We start from the raw sequence: 18,063 nt of genomic DNA, 5'->3' as shown, positions 1-18,063 counted from the left end.
AATCGCGCACAGGGAGCGGCTACCTGGCGCGCTCAGCAATCCATCCTGCCGTGCGCACTGCCTTCGTCGTCGAGCACGTGCGCATGCAGGATCACCTGGTTGCGACCGGCGCGCTTGGCGGCATACAGGCCGGCATCGGCGTCCGCCAGCAACTGATCGGCACTGGCCAGGGCCGGCGGATGCAGGTAGCCCACTCCGATGCTGATACTGACCGACCCTTCCGGCAGCGGCAGCGCTGCCACCGCCTCGCGCAGGCGCTCGGCCAGCGCCAGCACGCCCGAGAGCGGGCTTCCCGGCACGATCACGGCGAATTCCTCGCCGCCATAGCGAGCAACGCTGTCACCACCGCGACCGGCTATGGCCTTCAGCACCCCGGCCACCGCCTGCAGGCAACGATCACCAGCCGGATGGCCGTGCTGGTCGTTGAAGGCCTTGAAGTGGTCGATATCCACCAGCAGCAGGCCCAGCTCGGTGCCGCTGCGCCGTGCGCGATTCCACTCGGACATCAGCCGTGCGTCGAATTCGCGACGGTTGGCCACGCCGGTCAGGCCATCCTGCCGCGCAAGTTGATCCAGTGCTGCCTGGCGTTCCAGAAGATCCGTCTGGAGCAACACGCTGCGCAGGCCGAAACCAAGGGTAGCTACGACGAAGCCCGCGACCGCCAACGGCCGCGCATGATCGACCACCAACGTGCCGACCACCAGCAGCAGCAATGGCAGGATGATCGGACCGGCGGCCTGCACCGTCCGCGCCAGCCTCGGGTGTGCCGTGGTGCCTGTGTCCGGCGCCGTGTCCAGCGCCAAGCAGGCGATCAGCAGAAAAGGTACGTCGATCAGCAGATCGTTGAACGCACCGAATGCATCATCGGATGTGTAATGGTTGATGTAGTAGGCCACCAGCAGATAGGCCAGAGCGTACAGCGCCAGTGCGCGGAAGAATCTACGCCGTTCGGGCACGTCGCCGGCCAGCCATCGCACCACGGCGAACCCGGCGATACACAGATTCTGGATGTCGAACATGCGCTGCATGTTGGACATCGCATGGGCGTCGACCTCGACACGGGCGGCAAACGATGCGGTGTGCACGAAGAACAGCACCCCCAGCAACGCCGCCATCGCCGCGTCGATCAGGCTGATGCTCAAGCGCTCGCGGCGTGCCCGGGCCAGGATGAACACCAGCGGCACGCCATACAGCACGTACAACAACAGGCTGACGCGCGGGGTAAAGTCAGCCCGGCCGGCGCCCAGCGCATCCACCATGTTGAACGTCATGCCGCCGGCCCACAGCAGCAGTGCCATCGCGGTAGCACGCCAGCCCAGAGCGGCGCGGTCACGTTGCGCCCGCACCAGGCACGCGGCAGCGGCCAGCAGCGGCGCACCGGTCAGGAATACGAAAGAGCCTACGCCCGCCGGGCTCGGCCAGAACGCCACGACCAGCCCATGGCAAAGCACGTACAGCATCGCCAGCACTACCGGCATGCATCCCCCCCGATCCGCAAGGCCGTATGGCCGCACCATAGCGCGCCTGTACGCCACAGCGGCGTGATCCACTGCGGCAAAACGACACTCCGCGTGCACCACCAGGGTAGTGCCGGCTGCTGGCCGGCAATCCCAGGGAATCACAGGGCGGCAGGTAGCCGGCCAGCAGCCGGCCAGCAGCCGGCACCACCGGAACGCCCTCAGCCGTGCAGGGCGCGGGCGTGGTGGGCGATGTGCTCCCCGATGAAACTGGCGATGAAGTAGTAGCTGTGGTCGTAGCCGGGCTGCAGGCGAAGAGTCAGCGGATGGCCGGCGGCATCGCAGGCCTGCTGCAGGCGCTGCGGCTGCAGCTGGGTCTGCAGGAATTCGTCCGCCTCGCCCTGGTCGACCAGCAACGGCAGGCGCTCACGGGCCACGGCGACCAGCTCGCTGGCATCCCATTGCGCCCAGTCCGCCGGGTTGTCGCCCAGGTAGGCGTGGAAGGCCTTCTGCCCCCACGGCACGTGGCTGGGTGCAACGATCGGCGAGAACGCCGACACGCTGCGGTAGCGCCCCGGGTTGCGCAGCGCGATCACCAGCGCACCGTGACCGCCCATCGAGTGACCGCTGATGCCACGCGCATCGGTGACCGGGAAATTCGCCTCGATCAGCGCCGGCAGTTCCTGTGCCACGTAGTCGTGCATGTGGTAGTGCTTCGCCCACGGCGCACGGGTGGCATTGAGGTAGAACCCCGCCCCCTTGCCCAGGTCATAGCCTTCGGCATCGGCCACGTCATCGCCGCGCGGGCTGGTATCAGGCGCAACGATGATCACACCGTGCTCGGCCGCATAGCGCTGCGCGCCGGCCTTGGTGATGACGTTCTGCTCGGTGCAGGTCAGGCCGCTCAACCAGTACAGCACCGGCAGCGCCTGCGTTTCCGCCTGCGGCGGCAGGTACACGGCGAACTGCATGTCGCAGCCCAGCGTGGTGGAATGATGGCGGTAGACGTCCTGCCAGCCGCCGAAACAGGCGCGGTGTTCAATGCGTTCCATGGTGCTCTCCTGCGCGGCGCGCCAGCGCACGCGTACTTCTGGTAGATGCCGACCTTGGTCGGCTTATCCACGCGCGGCGTGGATGCCTTTGTTGATCAGTTCATCCAGCTGCGCCAGCAGGCGCAGCAATGGTTCGACGCCAGGCTGGCCATCAAGATTGCGAGAGGCCGCCACCGCCACATCGCTGCGCGGTGGCCACTGCCCGGCCGCGCGCGCCTCGTAGAGGCGCGGCAGGAATACCTGCGCAAGCCATTGCTCGAATGGCATGCCATCGTCGCTGCCGAAGGCCGAGGTCACCGTACGCGCTGGCCCCACCTCGCCCACTACCCAGCCCAGCGCACGCAACGCCTGCTCGATCGGGGCCACCAGCGCCGCGCGCGGGTCTTCCGCACGCGGCCGGCGCAGGGCATCCAGCCAGCCCATGACGCGGCTCAGTAGTGGACCACCGAACGGATCGACTTGCCTTCGTGCATCAGGTCGAAGGCGTCATTGATCCTGTCCAGGTCCATGGTGTGGGTGACGAACGGGGCCAGTTCGATATCGCCCTTCATCGCGTCTTCCACCATGCCCGGCAGCTGGCTGCGGCCCTTCACGCCACCAAACGCGGTGCCCATCCACTTGCGGCCGGTCACCAGCTGGAACGGACGGGTGGAGATCTCCTGGCCCGAACCGGCCACGCCGATCACCACGCTCTGGCCCCAGCCACGGTGCGCGCATTCCAGCGCCGCGCGCATCACGTTGACGTTGCCGATGCACTCGAAACTGTGGTCCACACCCCAGGTGGTCATCTCGACGATGACCTGCTGGATCGGCTTGTCGTAGTCCTTCGGATTGATGCAGTCGGTGGCGCCGAATTCGCGCGCCAGCTCGAACTTGGACGGGTTGGTGTCCACCGCGATGATGCGGCCGGCCTTGGCCTGGCGCGCGCCCTGGATCACCGCCAGGCCGATGCCACCGAGGCCGAACACGGCCACGCTGTCGCCTTCCTGCACCTTGGCGGTGTTGTGCACCGCGCCGATGCCGGTGGTGACACCGCAGCCGAGCAGGCAGACGTGTTCCGGGTTGGCGTCCGGGTTGATCTTCGCCAGCGAGACTTCGGCAACGACGGTGTACTCGCTGAAGGTCGAGCAGCCCATGTAGTGGTACAGCGGCTCGCCGTTGTAGCTGAAGCGGCTGGTGCCGTCGGGCATCACGCCCTTGCCCTGGGTGGCGCGCACCGACACGCACAGGTTGGTCTTGCCGCTCTTGCAGAACAGGCATTCGCCGCACTCGGCGGTGTACAGCGGAATCACGTGGTCGCCGGGCTTGACGCTGGTCACGCCCTCGCCCACGTCCACCACGACGCCGGCGCCTTCATGGCCCAGCACCACCGGGAACAGGCCTTCCGGGTCATCGCCGGACAGGGTGAACGCATCGGTGTGGCAGACACCGGTGTGGGTGATCTTGACCAGCACTTCGCCCTTCTTCGGCGGGGCGACGTCGATCTCGACGATCTGCAGCGGCTGGCCGGGACCAAAGGCGACGGCGGCACGGGACTTCATGGTGGCTTCTCCAGGATCAGGCGGGAATGGGATGGCAGGACGATCGACGCGATGTGGCGCCGATGCTTATTTCAGGTACGAGCGGATCAACGCGCTCATGTCGCGCACGCGTTCGGCACGTTGTTCGTCGGAGGCTGCGGGTTGCCCGAACTCCTCGCGCAGATGGGCCTCCATCACTTCGGACATCAGGCCGTTGACCGCGCCACGGATGGCCGCGATCTGCTGCAGCACCGGCCCGCAGTCGGCACCGGCTTCCAGCGCGCGGTCCAGCGCATCGCACTGGCCGCGGATGCGGCGCACGCGGGCCAGGACCTTCTTCTTCTCCTCGGGGGAGTGCGGCATGACGGGGCCACCTCGGAACTATACTGGGGGATAGTATACATGCGCGGACGGATGAAGCCACATCATGCATGCCGGGGCATGCGCTACGGACAGATCAGCCTGCCAATATGAATGAATAGTAAATAGATTCAATTGTTACTTTTTCATGGCCTAGGGTGTCACATTCGCCCTTGCGTTTATCCCTGAGTCACATTGGCGTGACCAGGGAGAGATCATGTACCGACCGTTGTTCGCCCGCAGTCGCTTGTCTGTCGCGTTGGGTTCGGCATTGGTGCTGGTGGCCGCTGCACCGGCCATGGCGCAGCAGGCCGCCACGCAGGAACAGGAGGCCGAGCCCGCCAGCAGCAAGACCCCCGTGCAGCTGGACCGGATGACCGTCACCGGCTCACGCATCTACCGCGCCGGCTTCGACACGCTGGAACCCGCTGCGGTGGTCAGCCGTGAATCGATCGAGAACTATGGCGACACCAACCTCATCGACGCGGTGACCCGGATTCCCGGGGTCAGTGCCGGCGTCAGTTCGCGCGGCGACCAGGCCGGTTTCGGTGCGGGCGTCAACTTCGCCAGCAAGTTCGGCCTGGGCAGCAATCGCCTGCTGACCCTGGTCAATGGACGCCGCTTCGTGACCTCTACCCCGCCCACCATCTTCGGTGCCGGCGGCGGCTCGGGCATCCAGGTGGACATGAACGCCATTCCCAGCGTCATGGTGCAACGCATTGAAAGTCTGAGCGTTGGCGGTGCCCCCACCTATGGCTCGGATGCGATCTCCGGCGTCAACAACATCATCCTGCGCGACAAGTTCGATGGCGCCGAAGTCGAACTGGGCTATGGCAGAACCAGCAAGAACGACAACGAGCGCTACTCATGGTCGGCCATCTTTGGTACCGGATTCGCCGATGGACGGGGCCACATCGTGGTGGCGGCGGAACTGGACAATGCCGACGGCGTGAACGCGCTGCATCGTGATTTCTACCGCCAGGGCTACAGCCTGCAGGCCAACCCCACTGCAGCCAACGCTGGCAACTTCCAGCCCCTGCGCCGGCCAACCAATGATGGCCGCATCGACGGCAGCATTCCCTTCAATACCGGACCGGCCGACGGCATCCCCGACCAGGTCTGGATCCGCAACCGGCGCATCGCCAGCATGACCTTCGGTGGCCTGGTGATGCCGGCGACCGGCAGCTACACGCGCAACGGCCTGGGCGACATCCTTGGCTTCGGTCCGAACAAAGACAAACTGTGGCAGTTCAACAACGAGGGCAAGCTGGTCGAGTTCAATCCCGGTACCAGCTATGCGGGCGGCAACGCCTCCGGCGGTGACGGCCTGAACCTGTTCGAGACGGTGCCGCTGATCGCCGACCTTGAACGACGCTCGGTGTTCTCCACCGGCAGCTTCGACTTCACCGACAACGTGCGCGGCTTCTTCGAGCTATCGCGATACGAAGCGACCGCCCGCGAAACCCTGGACCAGAACGTCTACAACGCCGTGTCCTTCGGCAATGCACGCCTGGATGGCGGCGGTACCGCCAGCGGTGCGCTGACCTTCAGCGCCAGCAATCCGTTCCTGAGTGCGGAAACCCGCAGGATCCTCGCCGACAACGGCATCACCTCGTTCCGGCTGTCGCGCTCTTCGCGCGACCTGTCGATGAACAACGCCAGCACCGAAACCCGCCTGACCCGCGCGGTGCTTGGGCTGAACGGCTTCTTCGAGGTTGGAAAGCGCAGCTTCAACTGGGAAGCCAGCGTCACCCATGGCCGCGGTGACTTCGACTACCTCGGCACCGGCCTGATCCAGCAGAACTTCATCAATGCGATCAACGTCACCACCGACGCCAGCGGGCGCATCATCTGTGATGCCACCCGCCCGGGCACCACGGCCGATGCGAACTGCCGCCCGCTGAATCTGTTCGGCGAGAACCAGGCGTCGCGCGAAGCCCTGGACTACGTCTCCACCCGGACCGTGGCCAAGGCGCAGACCCGCCAGACCGTCATCAACGCGTCGGTATCCGGCGGCCTGTTCGATCTTCCCGGCGGCGAGCTGTCCGCCGCGGCCGGCTTCGAACACCGCCGCGAAGAAGGCTCCTTCACCCCCAGCGAGTACCAGCGCCTGGGCCAGGGTCGTTCGGTGCCGACCCAGGCGGCGGAAGGCAAATACCACACCAATGAAGTGTTCGCCGAAGTGCTGGCACCGCTGTTCAATCCCGACTGGGACATCCCGGGCCTGCATCGCCTGGACCTGACCGCCAAGTTCCGCCGCGTCGACAATTCCGTCGCCGGCGCGTTCAATGCGTTCACCTACGGCATCCAGTACGAACCGATCGCCGGCCTGCAGCTGCGCGGCAACAAGACCCAGTCGCTGCGTGCGCCCTCCATCGCCGAGCTCTACACCACCCAGCAGCCGGCCTACTACAACATCCCGGAAGTGTGCTCGCTGGACAACATCAGCGGCGGCTCCAATCCGGCGGTGCGTCGCCGCAATTGCCAAGCGTTCTTCGCCGCCTACCCGGGCGCCGATCCGAACACCTTCCGCCAGCAGCCGACCAATACGCTGGGCTCGACCAACGGCAGCACCCGCCTGCAGAACGAAACGGCGAAGTCGTGGACGGCCGGCATCGTGTTCGCGCCGGAGTGGATCCCGGGCCTGCGCGTCGCCGCCGACTGGTATGACATCAAGATCAACAACGTGATCACGTCGCTGAGCGCCAACGACATCATCACCGGTTGCTTCGACACTGCCGACTTCAACGCCGCCAACGTGCCCAACGCCAACCGCTTCTGCGGGCTGGTGACGCGTGATCCGAACACCGGCGTGGCTACCAGCATCAAAACCGAGTATGGCAACGGCCCGGTGCTGATGTTCCGCGGCTGGACCGCCGAAGTCGGCTACCGTTGGGACCTGTCGCGCTTGGGCGTGCTGGACCTCGACTTCTACGGCTACATGCCGAAGAACCGTGGCCAGGCCGCGAACCGGGACGTGCCGTTCGTCGAACAGGCGGGCAGCTTCAACGAGCCCAAGCGCCAGTTCCGCTGGACCGCCCAGCATCGCATCGGCAACTGGAACTACGGCGTGGCCTCCAACTACACCAGCCGCGCCCAGTACACGATGACCGATACCCCGGAAAGCCGTCAGTACTTCTACCGCGACAGCTGGACCACCTGGGACGCCAACGTCACCTACCGCATCACCGATGCCGCACGCGTGACGCTGTCGGTAATCAACGTGGGCGACGACATCGGTCCGTTCCCCTATGTATTGGATGCACTGGGCCGTCGCTACATGGCCAGCCTGCGCTACAACTTCAAGTAGGCCAGCCACAGCGGTTTCACAGGCGGGGCCCGCTGTACGGGCCCCGCTCAATCAAACAGACCTTGTTCCGCCAACCGGGTCAGCTCGTCCACCACATAGCGTACCTTGGGCCGCAGGTGGCGCGTCGGTGGCCACAGCGCATGGATGTCGATGTGCCGCTGCATGTGCGCGTCAAGCACCAATTGCAACGCGCCGGAATCCAGATGGCGGCGCACCAGTGAAATGGGCATCTGGCAGATGCCGAGGCCAGCGATGGCCGCTTCGATCACCGCATCGCCATCATTGAGTTGATAGGGCGCGCCGGGAATGAATGTTCCCTCGTCCTGCTCGCTGCCGATCCGCCACCAGACCGGCTGGCCATGACGGAAGCCGACGATGCTGCGGTGCTGCGCCAGTTCCTCCACCGTGCGCGGCACGCCGTATGCCTGCAGGTATTCCGGCGATGCGCAGGTGACCAGCCGCTGGCGCCCCAGCCGCCGCGCCACCAGATGCTCGGCCTGGTGCAGCCCACCGAAACGGATCAGCAGGTCGATGCCTTCCTCGACGGGATCGACGAAGTGATCGGTGAAGGTCATCGTCAACTGCATGTCCGGGTACTGCCGGCACAGCCGCAACAGCACCGGCAGCACCACCAGCCGCCCAAACGAGGACGGCATGTCGATGCGCAGCCGCCCGCTGGGCAGGCCGGCCGAACCCAGGCAGGCCTCGGCCGCGGAGATCTCTTCCAGTGCCGCCGCACAGGAGGCGTAGTACGCCTCGCCATCGGTGGTCAGCGCGATGCGCCGCGTGGTGCGATGGAACAGGCGCACCCCCAGCCGTGTTTCCAGCCGCGCGATGGCCTTGCCCACCGCCGAGCGCGAGATGCCCAGCGCATCGGCAGCTTCGGTGAAGCTGCCCGAGCGTGCGGTGGTGACAAAGGTCACCAGGCCATTCAAGGACTCCAGCGGCAGCATCGTTCGCACTCCATTGGGGACAAATAGTCCCGCACCAAGGGAGATCGAAGCGCTTTATGCGTCTGCATGTCAACTCCATCCTGTGTGCATCGCGCCGCTGGCGCCCCTCCCCCGCACTGAGATGACCGACATGACCGCCGCCCTGTTCCACCCCTTCGACCTGGCAGGCACCGCCCTGCGCAACCGCATCGCGATGGCCCCGATGACCCGCGCCCGCAACCCCGGCGCGGTCGCCAACGCACTCACCGCGCAGTACTACCGGCAGCGGGCCAGCGCCGGCCTGATCATCAGTGAAGGCACGCCGGTCTCGCCGCAGGGCCAGGGTTACATCGACGTGCCGGGTATCTGGTCGGCCGAGCAGGTGGCGGGCTGGAAGCAGGTGACCGACGCCGTGCACGCCGAACAGGGCACGATCTTCGCCCAGCTCTGGCACGTCGGCCGCATGTCGCATTCCTCGCTGCAGCCCGATGGTGGGCAACCGGTCAGCGCCGGCACGCGCCCGGTGGCCAGCGCACCGAAGAACACCTCGTTCGTGTATCTGGCCGATGGTAGCCGCGGCCATGCCGATCCCACCCCGGCACGTGCACTGGAGACCGCCGAGATCCCCGGCATCATTGCCGACTTCGCACGGGGCGCCGACAACGCTATCAGCGCCGGCTTCGATGGCATCGAGCTGCATGCGGCCAACGGCTACCTGTTCGAACAGTTCCTCAACCCGCTCATCAACCAGCGCGAAGACCGCTACGGCGGCTCGCTGCCCAATCGTGCGCGGTTGATCCTGGACACCGTCGATGCGATGGCCCAGCGCATCGGTGCGCAGCGCATCGGCGTGCGCCTGGCACCGAACAACCTCACCTTCGACATGCCGTTCTACCCCGACAACGAAGCCACCTATCTGTACCTGGCCGAGGAACTGGGCACGCGCGGGCTGGCCTATGTGCACCTCAACGACAACCTGCAGGCGGGCCAGTCGGTGCTGGGCGAGGCCTTCCTGCAGCAATTCAAGCAGGCCTACGGTGGCACCGTGATCCTGGCCGGCGGCATGACCCGCGAACGCGCCCTGCAGCTGGTCGAGGCCGGCACCATCGACCTGGCCGCGTTCGGCCAGCCGTTCATCGCCAACCCGGATCTGGTCGAACGCCTGCGGCGCAACATCGCGTTGGCCACGCCCGACCGCAGCACCTATTACGGTGGCGGCGAAGCAGGCTACCTCGATTACCCGCTGGCACCGTAGATCCACGCCATGCGTGGATGCGGAGCCCCCCTCGCCATCGAAGACATCACGGCGCCTTCTCCACCCTGGTCGAGTCCGAATCAAAGGTCAGCACACGGGTGCTGATCTCCCCTTTACCCGAATCCTTGCGGGTCAGCTCAAGCCGCCCCTGGTTGCCCTGCGCCACCAGGCTGGCGGCAAAACTGCCCTCGTTGGACAGCGCCGTGATCACGGCGGTGCCATCAGGCGCAACCCTGATGCCTGCCCGATCGCGAACCTTGTAGCCCACGCCAACCGGTGCATCCAGCGCCATCACCGCGCTGCCATTGGCCATGGTGCCGATGCCACCGCGCTCATCGCCCTTCGCGTCGTAGATCGTCATGCCCGTGGCGCGTGAGTTGCGGGCAATGTCACTGGCATCCTCGGCAATCTGCACGCGCGTGCGCCCTTCACTGTCGAGCACGGTCAGCTTGTAGGTACGGATCTCCGGCACCACGCCGGCGTCGGGCGTGGCCACGCTGGTTCCGATCAGGGCGAACGAGGCGCCCAGCACGAACATCGAGGTGGCAAGCAGATTCCTGCGGCGCAGCCTGCGCTCCAGACGCTCCAATCGTACGGCTATATCCTGCTCATGCATGTTGCGCTCCCTGGTTGGGTCTGTGGTTGTTCCGTCACCTGCCCTCTGCCTCCACATGGATCACACGGGTGGAGGCTCCGCCCGGAACGGGCATTGCCAATCGCAGCCAGCGCCATCGGCCGACCTGGTACTCCAGGGTGCGCGCCCGCGCTTTCTCTTCCCGCCCACGCATGGAATCCTCCCTGGCAACGAAGCCACCGGTCGGAACGACTGCGGCACCCGGTCTGGCGCTGCAGTTCGATCCTAGATGGCACCTTCGAGCCCAACAACATGACGAAAGTCCCCATGAACTCTGTCACCACGTCGTTCATCGTCAACCTCGACGTGCCCGATCCTGCTGCCGCTGAAGCCTTCTACATCGAAGCCTTCGGCCTGCGGGTCGGCCGCCGTCTCGGACCAGAGGCAGTGGAACTGCTCGGCGGGCCAACGCCGCTGTACCTGCTGCAGAACGAAGCTGGCAGCGTCGCAACTGAAGATGGCGACGTACGCGACTACGAGCGCCACTGGACGCCACTGCACCTGGACTGGGTGGTGGATGACATCGAGGCCGCGCTGGCGCGTGCGGTTGCAGCCGGGGCGACACTCGAGCAGTCCGTGCGCGAGCGTCGCTGGGGACGCATCGCCGTGCTGGCCGATCCGTTCGGCCACGGCTTCTGCCTGATCCAGTTCAGTGCTGAAGGCTACGACGCGCTGGTCGAATGACCGGCGCGCGGTTCACCACGGCAACGGTACCGCCTCGCCATTCGCGCGTTCGCCGTAGTACAGCGACGGCAGCAGCCGCGAGAGGAAACTGAACTCCGTGTAGCAGTGCTTGAGCAGGCCCAGGCCGACCGCATCGCCGGCCTCGCGGTGCGGATCAGCGCTGTCCAGGCCCAGCACGAAGCGGCTGCGCAGCACACAGCCGAACGGCGTATCGCGTGCCACGTGCAGCATCTGCCCGTCGCAGGGATCACCGTTTGCATCCAGGCGCACGTGGTCGCCGAAGCCGATGCGCGCGGCAATCACCGCCGATACATCGCCGGCATCCTGTGCCGCCTGCAGGCGCTCTGGCACCAACAACGTGCGCGGATCATGGAACTTCAGGCGCGCCGCCACCGGCGGAATGTCGGCCAGCGATTCCACCGCATGGATGCTGGCACCGTGGTAGCTGCGCCCGCGCTGCCACGCCGCGTCCCAGCCGCGATGCTCGACATGATCAACCGGATGCCACCAGCGGATGTGCTGGGTGGTCTCGAAGAAGGTGAACCACCAGTCCAGCATGCGGCCCTTGCAGCCGTGCAGATCGGTACGCACCGCCACCAGCAGGGTGCCGTCTTCGCGGCGCTGCATGCCGGTCTCCAGGTGCATCGGCGCCGGGTCGAGCAGATCGTGGTGGTCCAGCCAGGCGCGTGCGTTCACAGCGGTATCCATCGGGGTCTCCTGCGGTGTTGGGAGACCCGACAATACGGAAACGTCATTCGTTTCGCAATTAGCCGGATGCGGTAAGATGGGGGCAATGAACAGCCCTCCCCTGCCCGAGCCCACAACACCGAGCCGCCGCCGCGGCCGCCCCGCTCGACCGGAAGCCGAGGTCCGCCACGCCGTGCTGCAGGCCACGCTGGAGCTGCTGCTGGCACAGGGTTACGAGGCGACCACGATCGAAGCGGTGGCGACCCATGCCGGGGTGGCGAAGAAGACCGTGTACCGCCACGCCAGCAACCGCGAGGAACTGGTCGGGTTGGCGGTGCGCGAATGGACCGACGGCTTCGCGCCACAGTTGCAGCGCGATGCGCGCAATGCCGAAGAGGTCGTGCCGCTGTTGCAGGACATCCTGCAGGCGGTCTGCGCGCAGGCGCTGTCGGCGCAGGCGGTGCAGGTGTTCCGCCTGCTGGCCACCGATTTCCCCGGCAAGGACGCGCTGCTGCAGGCCTATCTGGACAATGGCATCGAACGCGGCCGAGCGCTGCTGGCTGACTGGCTGGCGCGGCAGCAGCAGCGCGGGCTGCTGCGCGAGGGAGATCCTGTTCGCATGGCGCGATTGCTGCTGGCAATGGCCGTGGCCGAGCCGCTGCGCGAACGGGTGATCGGCGTGGTGGCCGAAGATGCGCCGGTGGAGGTGCACCTGCGTGAGTGCCTGGCGTTGTTGGCGCCGGTGTTGCGGGGGCCGTAGGGTTGCCCCATCCGCGCATGGACGACAGCGGTGGGTGCCGTCCGTTGGTCGGCACCACATCCTCCATCGCAACTCATTCGCGCAGCATATCCACGAACGCGCGCAGCGCACCGGGCATCTGCCGCTGCTTCGGGTAGTACAGCGCGAAGCCGGCGAACGGTTCGCTCCAGTCTTCCAGCACCGCCACCATCTGCCCCGAATCAATGTAGGGCCTTGCCGTGTCTTCCAGCACGTAGGCCAGGCCGATGCCATCAAGCACTGCACCCACGACGGTGCCCTGCTCACTCAACGTGAGCCGGCCCGGCACATCGATCTCCAGCGCTTGCCCGCTACGCTCGAACTGCCACTTGTAGAGATGCCCGCTGGCGAAGCGGAAGCGGATGCATTCGTGTGCCGCCAGGTCCCGCGGATGCTGTGGTGCCGGGTGTCGCCGCAGGTAGTCCGGCGAGCCGACAATCAGCCCGCGCAGCGGTGGCCCCATCGGCACCGCCACCATGTCCTCGGGCACGAACTCGTGCAGGCGCACGCCGGCGTCGTAGCCCTCGGCGACGATGTCGACCAGGCCATCGTTCTCGGTCAGCTCCACCCGCACGTCGGGGTGAGCGTGCAGGAAGCGCGCCAGTCGCGGCCCCAACTGGGTCGATACCGCCGCGCGGGTGGCGTTGATGCGCAGCAGGCCGGCCGGGGCGGCACGGAACTGGTTCATCTCTTCCAGCGCGTCATGCACCTGGCCCAGCGCCGGCTGCAGGCGCTCCAGCAGGCGCTGCCCGGCCTCAGTCAGGGCCACGCTGCGGGTGGTGCGATGGAACAGGCCCACCCCCAACCGTTCTTCCAGCGCGCGGATCGCATAGCTCACCGCCGAGGTCGACAGCGCCAGCTCGGCACCGGCGCGGCGGAAGCTGCGGTGGCGGGCGACCGCGGCAAACGCGGCCAGGTGGGTGAGGTTGTCAGTGGCCATGATTGTGCAGTTCCACTTGATGAATCATGCCGATATCCGCGATTCCTGCCGCTGGGAACGGGGCGTATTGTAAAACGCCTTTCGATAAACCCTGCCAAGGATTCCCCATGTCCCTCGCCCGTGGTTACGCCGCCCATTCACATACCGACCCGCTGATTCCGTACGAGTTCGAACGCCGCGCGGTCGGCCCGGACGATGTGCGCATCGAGATCCTCTACAGCGGCATCTGCCACTCCGACCTGCACCAGGCCCGCGACGACTGGGGTGGCTCGATCTACCCGATGGTGCCGGGCCACGAGATCATCGGCCGCGTGACCGAGGTCGGCAGCAACGTCACCCGCTTCAAGGTCGGCGACCACGCCGGCGTGGGCTGCATGGTCGACTCGTGCCGCCACTGCGACGCCTGCGAGCACGACCTGGAGCAGTACTGCGCCGAAGGCGCGACCTGGACCTACAACGGCCGTGAACGCGAAAGCGGCGCACCGACCTACGGCGGCTATTCCGACCACGTGGTGGTCGAGCAGCGCTTCGTGGTGAAGGTATCCGACACCCTCGACCTGAAGGCGGCCGCCCCGCTGCTGTGCGCCGGCATCACCACCTGGTCGCCGCTGCGCCACTGGAAGGTCGGCCCGGGCCAGAAGGTTGGCGTGATCGGTCTGGGTGGCCTCGGCCACATGGGCGTGAAGTTCGCCAAGGCGCTCGGCGCGCACGTGGTGATGATCACCACCACCCCGGAAAAGGGTGCCGACGCCAAGCGCCTGGGCGCCGACGAAGTGCTGGTCTCGCGCGATGCCGCACAGATGAAGGCACATGCCGGCAGCTTCGACTTCCTGCTCAACACCATCCCGGTTGGCCATGACACCAACCCGTACATGGGCCTGCTCAAGCGCGAAGCCACCATGTGCCTGGTCGGCGTGCTGACCGAACTGGACCCGCCGTTGACCGGTGGCAGCGTGATCTTCGGCCGCAAGCACCTGACCGGCTCGGCGATCGGCGGCATGGCCGAAACCCAGGAAATGATGGACTTCTGTGCCGAGCACGGCATCGTCAGCGATGTGGAGATGATCGACATCAGGAACGTCAACGAAGCCTGGGAGCGCATGGCGAAGAACGATGTGCGCTACCGCTTCGTGATCGACATGGCGACGATGAAGAACGCGGCCTGATCCAAGGCAGGTGTGAAAAAGAAAAACCCCGGCAGTGCCGGGGTTTTTTCATCGCGTGCCGACCAAGGCCGGCACCCACCCAACATCATCAATACGCGAACTCGCGGAACACCGGATCGACGTCGTCGTGCCAGCGGCCATGGAACAGCGCCAGCTTGCGCTCGGCCGGGGTCAGGCCGGATTCGACGATCTCCTGCAGCACGTCCAGGAACTTGCTCTCGTCCTGGCCGTCGGCATTGTGCGCCGCGCGGCGCTTGAGGCCTTCGACGGAAATCTTCACCGCTTCGCGGGCCAGGTCGCGCACGCTGCCAGTGCGGAACGGCAGGTTCATTGCATGCTTCGGCACACCGTCGCGCAGTGCATGGCGCTCGGCCAGGGTGAAGTCACGCACCAGGTCCCAGGCGGCATCCAGTGCGGTGTCGTCGTACAGCAGGCCGACCCAGAACGCCGGCAGCGCGCACAGGCGGCTCCACGGGCCACCGTCGGCACCGCGCATTTCCAGGTACTTCTTCAGGCGCACTTCCGGGAATGCGGTGGTCATGTGATCCGACCAGTCGCGCAGGGTCGGCAGCGCACCCGGCAGCACCGGCAGCCTGGCCTGCATGAAGTCGCGGAAGCTCTGTCCGCTGGCGTCGTGGTAGATGCCATCGCGGTAGGAGAAGTACATCGGCACGTCGAGCAGGTAATCGACATAGCGCTCATAACCGAAGCCATCCTCGAACACGAAGTCGAGCATGCCGGTACGGTCGGCGTCGGTGTCGGTCCAGATGTGCGAGCGGTAGCTCAGGTAGCCATTCGGCTTGCCTTCGGTGAACGGCGAATCGGCGAACAGCGCGGTGGCGATCGGCTGCAGCGCCAGCGACACGCGGAACTTCTTCACCATGTCCGCTTCGGTGGCGTAGTCCAGGTTCACCTGCACCGTGCAGGTGCGGGTCATCATGTCCAGGCCCAGCGAGCCGACCTTGGGCATGTACGACCGCATGATCTTGTAGCGGCCCTTCGGCATCCACGGCATCTCATCGCGCTTCCACTTCGGCTGGAAGCCCATGCCGAGGAAGCCCAGCTGCAGTTCGCCAGCCACCTGCGCCACTTCGTTGAGGTGGGTGCCGGTCTCCACGCAGGTCTGGTGGATGGTCTCCAGCGCCGCTCCGGACAGTTCCAACTGACCGGCCGGTTCCAGCGTCACCGAGGCACCATCGCGCAGCAGGGCGATCGTGTTGCCGTTTTCCTGCACCGGCTCCCAGCCGAAGCGGACCAGGCCGTTGAGCAGGGCTTCGATGCCGCGCTCGCCCTCGAAGGTCGGCGGGCGCAGGTCATCCAGGCGGAACCCGAACTTCTCGTGCTCGGTGCCGATGCGCCACTGCGCGCGGGGCTTCTCGCCGGAGGCGATCACCTCCACCAGCTGCGAGCGGTCGGTAATGGGTGTATCGGCGACGTGGCTGGGGCTCGACAAGGGGAAGGCTCGCTGGACGGTGGCGGGGGATGTGGGGCTCGGAGCCTTCCATCGCAAGGGCGCACTATAGCGTGGCGACCCGTTGCGTCATGCGACGGAGACGGTTTTCAGCATCCTACCGACGCCCTCTTGACCCTCGTACACTCGGGGGCATGAGCCGCCATTCACGACACCCCGAACTGCACCGCTCCGAGCGCGTCGGCTGGCTGCGTGCCGCCGTGCTGGGGGCCAACGATGGCATCGTCTCGGTGGCCGGCCTGGTGGTCGGCGTAGCCGCCAGCGGCGCCTCCGCTGCGACCATCCTGGCCACCGGCGTGGCCGGCACCGTGGCCGGCGCGATGTCGATGGCGGCCGGCGAGTATGTCTCGGTGCAGACCCAGGCCGACACCGAAGACGCCGACCTGGCGATGGAAAAACGCGAACTGCACGAAGATCCGCACAGCGAGCTGGAAGAGCTGGCCGCGATCTACCGCCACCGTGGCCTGGAGCCGGCGCTGGCACGGCAGGTGGCCGAACAGCTCACCGCCCACGACGCACTGGGCGCCCACGCCCGCGACGAGCTGGGCATTACCGATACCCTGCGCGCCCGCCCGCTGCAGGCAGCGCTGGCCTCGGCCGGCGCCTTCACCTGCGGTGCGGCACTGCCGGTGCTGACCGCGCTGCTGGCGCCGGTCGACAAGGTCGCGATGATGACCACCGCCAGCACCCTGCTCGGCCTGTGCCTGACCGGCGCAATGGCAGCCCAGGCCGGCGGCGCACCGCCGGTACGCGGCGCGATCCGGGTGATGTTCTGGGGCGCGCTGGCGATGGCCGCAGCCGCCGGCGTCGGTCGCCTGCTCGGCGCACACGTGACATGACCGCCATGCTGCCCGCGGCCACCGCACTGCTGGCTGAGATGGCCAGTCTGGCCGGCTGCGAGCGCGCCGACGGCTATGCCTGCATCACCGCACGTCGCGAGCATGGCGCCAGCTCGGTGGAGATTCCGCAACCGCAGTTCGCGATCCTGCTGGAAGGCCGCAAGCAGGTGCGTACCGCTCATCAGTCTCTGGCGTTCGTTCCCGGCGACATCCTGCTGCTGACCCAGCGCTGCCGCATCGATGTGGTCAACACCCCCGACCCGCGCAGTGGCCGTTACCTCAGCGCCATCGTGCCGCTGTGTGCCGAAGTGCTGGCGGCCGCTCGCACGCTGTGGATCGAGGGGCTTCCCGCGCCTGGCCAGGCGATGGCGCGGTTGCCGTTGATCGAACATGGCGCGGTACTGCGCCAATGGCGGCAATCGCTGCAGGACGGGCGTTACAGCGAAGCACGATTGGCCCTGGCCTCGCTGGTACTGACCCTGTGCCGGCAGGGCCATGGCAACCTGCTGCTGCCGCAGGCGCCGAGCCTGGGTGAACAGATCCGCGACCGCATCGCCGCCGAACCGGCACGCGACTGGCAGTCGCGCGATGTGGAAGAACAGTTCGCGCTGAGCGGCGCGACCCTGCGCCGCCGGCTCGCTGCCGAGGACACCAGCCTGCGCCAGCTGCTCACCGAGGCACGGCTGGCGCATGGCATGCAGCTGCTCTACACCACGGACCTGCCGTTGAAGACCGTGGCCGCACGCGCGGGCTACCGGTCTGCGGCGAGTTTCAGCAAGCGCTTCGCCGAGCAGTACGGGCTGGCTCCCACAGACATTTGAGGGGGTTCGGCAGGGCTGCGCCCTGCACCCGCCGAAGCGAGAGCAAGAGCCGGAGCAACAGCAACAGCGTGCATTCCGTGGGATGGCGGGGCGGTGTGGGTGGGCAGGACACGCCGTAAACCCGTCCCTGGGGGCTCGATGGCGCCATCCATGGCGC

At 66.6% G+C, this 18,063-nt stretch carries 17 protein-coding genes; 7 read left to right on the top strand and 10 right to left on the bottom strand.

All coding sequences use genetic code 11. The annotated features are described in order from the left end of the window. Positions 1–32: 32 nt before the first annotated feature. From ARC63_RS17520 to frmR, 5 genes are all read right to left on the bottom strand, one after another. Complete coding sequence (locus ARC63_RS17520; protein WP_057503942.1) at positions 33–1,478, bottom strand: GGDEF domain-containing protein; 1,446 nt, start codon at positions 1,476–1,478, stop codon at positions 33–35. 200 nt (positions 1,479–1,678) lie between these two features. Further along, positions 1,679–2,509, bottom strand: a complete 831-nt coding sequence (gene fghA, locus ARC63_RS17515) for an S-formylglutathione hydrolase (RefSeq protein ID WP_057503941.1) — start codon at positions 2,507–2,509, stop codon at positions 1,679–1,681. Positions 2,510–2,572: 63 nt separating this feature from the next. Beyond that, the gene (locus tag ARC63_RS17510) at positions 2,573–2,932 is read right to left on the bottom strand and encodes a YqcC family protein (protein ID WP_043400095.1); all 360 of its coding nucleotides are present in this window, start codon (positions 2,930–2,932) and stop codon (positions 2,573–2,575) included. An 8-nt stretch (positions 2,933–2,940) separates the two neighbouring features. Then, a complete protein-coding gene (locus ARC63_RS17505) occupies positions 2,941–4,050 on the bottom strand; it encodes an S-(hydroxymethyl)glutathione dehydrogenase/class III alcohol dehydrogenase (RefSeq protein WP_057503940.1) in 1,110 nt (369 codons plus the stop codon). Between the two features lie 66 nt (positions 4,051–4,116). Beyond that, complete coding sequence (gene frmR / locus ARC63_RS17500) at positions 4,117–4,392, bottom strand: formaldehyde-responsive transcriptional repressor FrmR (protein ID WP_005411009.1); 276 nt, start codon at positions 4,390–4,392, stop codon at positions 4,117–4,119. Positions 4,393–4,606: 214 nt separating this feature from the next. Here frmR and ARC63_RS17495 point away from each other — a divergent pair, with 214 nt between their 5' ends. Continuing rightward, positions 4,607–7,699, top strand: a complete 3,093-nt coding sequence (locus ARC63_RS17495; protein WP_057503939.1) for a TonB-dependent receptor domain-containing protein — start codon at positions 4,607–4,609, stop codon at positions 7,697–7,699. A 47-nt stretch (positions 7,700–7,746) separates the two neighbouring features. Here the strand turns inward: ARC63_RS17495 and ARC63_RS17490 are convergent, their stop codons facing one another. Then, on the bottom strand, positions 7,747–8,652 hold the full coding sequence (locus tag ARC63_RS17490; protein WP_057503938.1) for a LysR family transcriptional regulator: 906 nt from the start codon (positions 8,650–8,652) through the stop codon (positions 7,747–7,749). Positions 8,653–8,782: 130 nt separating this feature from the next. Between ARC63_RS17490 and ARC63_RS17485 the strand changes: the two genes are divergently transcribed. Next, the gene (locus ARC63_RS17485) at positions 8,783–9,886 is read left to right on the top strand and encodes an alkene reductase (RefSeq protein ID WP_057503972.1); all 1,104 of its coding nucleotides are present in this window, start codon (positions 8,783–8,785) and stop codon (positions 9,884–9,886) included. 46 nt (positions 9,887–9,932) lie between these two features. Here ARC63_RS17485 and ARC63_RS17480 read toward each other — a convergent pair whose 3' ends face one another. Further along, complete coding sequence (locus ARC63_RS17480; RefSeq protein ID WP_139042443.1) at positions 9,933–10,502, bottom strand: hypothetical protein; 570 nt, start codon at positions 10,500–10,502, stop codon at positions 9,933–9,935. Positions 10,503–10,787: 285 nt separating this feature from the next. Here ARC63_RS17480 and ARC63_RS17475 point away from each other — a divergent pair, with 285 nt between their 5' ends. Further along, a complete protein-coding gene (locus tag ARC63_RS17475) occupies positions 10,788–11,204 on the top strand; it encodes a VOC family protein (protein WP_057503936.1) in 417 nt (138 codons plus the stop codon). 12 nt (positions 11,205–11,216) lie between these two features. Here ARC63_RS17475 and ARC63_RS17470 read toward each other — a convergent pair whose 3' ends face one another. Then, complete coding sequence (locus tag ARC63_RS17470; RefSeq protein ID WP_057503935.1) at positions 11,217–11,912, bottom strand: DAPG hydrolase family protein; 696 nt, start codon at positions 11,910–11,912, stop codon at positions 11,217–11,219. A 76-nt stretch (positions 11,913–11,988) separates the two neighbouring features. Between ARC63_RS17470 and ARC63_RS17465 the strand changes: the two genes are divergently transcribed. Further along, positions 11,989–12,651, top strand: a complete 663-nt coding sequence (locus ARC63_RS17465; protein WP_057503934.1) for a TetR/AcrR family transcriptional regulator — start codon at positions 11,989–11,991, stop codon at positions 12,649–12,651. Positions 12,652–12,724: 73 nt separating this feature from the next. Here the strand turns inward: ARC63_RS17465 and ARC63_RS17460 are convergent, their stop codons facing one another. Next, complete coding sequence (locus tag ARC63_RS17460; protein ID WP_057503933.1) at positions 12,725–13,609, bottom strand: LysR family transcriptional regulator; 885 nt, start codon at positions 13,607–13,609, stop codon at positions 12,725–12,727. Between the two features lie 107 nt (positions 13,610–13,716). On the opposite strand from ARC63_RS17460, the gene ARC63_RS17455 reads away from it, so the two are divergent. Next, complete coding sequence (locus ARC63_RS17455) at positions 13,717–14,775, top strand: NAD(P)-dependent alcohol dehydrogenase (protein WP_057503932.1); 1,059 nt, start codon at positions 13,717–13,719, stop codon at positions 14,773–14,775. Between the two features lie 88 nt (positions 14,776–14,863). Here the strand turns inward: ARC63_RS17455 and ARC63_RS17450 are convergent, their stop codons facing one another. Beyond that, the gene (locus tag ARC63_RS17450) at positions 14,864–16,228 is read right to left on the bottom strand and encodes a glutamate--cysteine ligase (RefSeq protein ID WP_057503931.1); all 1,365 of its coding nucleotides are present in this window, start codon (positions 16,226–16,228) and stop codon (positions 14,864–14,866) included. Positions 16,229–16,380: 152 nt separating this feature from the next. Here ARC63_RS17450 and ARC63_RS17445 point away from each other — a divergent pair, with 152 nt between their 5' ends. After that, positions 16,381–17,085, top strand: a complete 705-nt coding sequence (locus tag ARC63_RS17445; RefSeq protein ID WP_032129894.1) for a VIT1/CCC1 transporter family protein — start codon at positions 16,381–16,383, stop codon at positions 17,083–17,085. Further along, positions 17,082–17,906, top strand: a complete 825-nt coding sequence (locus ARC63_RS17440; protein WP_010480900.1) for a helix-turn-helix transcriptional regulator — start codon at positions 17,082–17,084, stop codon at positions 17,904–17,906. Before ARC63_RS17445 ends, ARC63_RS17440 begins: the two co-directional genes overlap by 4 nt. Positions 17,907–18,063 lie beyond the last annotated feature (157 nt).

The sequence above is a fragment of the Stenotrophomonas geniculata ATCC 19374 = JCM 13324 genome, from assembly GCF_001431625.1.
GTDB lineage: Bacteria > Pseudomonadota > Gammaproteobacteria > Xanthomonadales > Xanthomonadaceae > Stenotrophomonas > Stenotrophomonas geniculata.
Note: the sequence above shows the minus strand (reverse complement) of the source record. Positions and strands in the feature narration are given on the sequence as shown.